Raw genomic sequence first — 248 nt, forward strand, 5'->3', positions numbered from 1 at the left:
GATAGCCCTGCTGGCCATGGGCGGGCTGTACCTGATGATGTTCACCATCAGGTCGCATTACGATTCCGTGGCGCGGGAACTCTCAGTGGAGGACGACCACCAGGGCCTGGCCCTCCCCTCGCGGGTGAATGCCGTGATCCTGGTGTCAAAGGTCCACAAGCCCGCATTGCGCGCCCTCGCTTATGCGAGGGCGTCACGGCCCTCCAGCCTGAATGCCATCATCGTGGACATTGATCCCGAGGACACCG

The 248-nt window shown here is 62.9% G+C and carries 1 pseudogene; it reads left to right on the top strand.

What is annotated here, in order from left to right:
- A pseudogene (locus SB754_RS22120) lies at nucleotides 1–248 on the top strand (DNA-binding protein); the annotation flags it as partial.

It is taken from the genome of Leifsonia sp. SIMBA_070 (assembly GCF_046534635.1).
GTDB lineage: Bacteria > Actinomycetota > Actinomycetes > Actinomycetales > Microbacteriaceae > Leifsonia.